At 67.2% G+C, this 244-nt stretch carries 1 protein-coding gene; it reads right to left on the reverse strand.

Annotation, left to right across the window (positions count from 1 at the left end; genetic code table 11):
• A partial coding sequence (locus tag IF45_RS31865; RefSeq protein ID WP_370443995.1) for a hypothetical protein occupies window positions 1-213 on the reverse strand: 213 nt, incomplete at its 3' end.
• Window positions 214-244 lie beyond the last annotated feature (31 nt).

Consider the following 244-nt stretch of genomic DNA (forward strand, 5'->3'; position numbering starts at 1 on the left):
ATGCCCGATATTCGACTTCACCGACCCCAACGCACAGAACTGCGAACGCCCCGTGAACCGACGCCACGCCCGCGACAACCCCTCCACCTCAATCGGATCCCCCAACCCCGTCCCCGTCCCATGCGCCTCCACCACACCCAACGAATCCGGCGACACCCCCGCATCCACCAACGCCGCCACCACCACCTCACCCTGACCCCCACCACTGGGCACCGTCAGACCACTCGTCCGACCCCCATGACCC

This window comes from Streptomyces albidoflavus (assembly GCF_000719955.1).
In the GTDB taxonomy this organism is placed as follows: Bacteria; Actinomycetota; Actinomycetes; order Streptomycetales; family Streptomycetaceae; genus Streptomyces; species Streptomyces albidoflavus.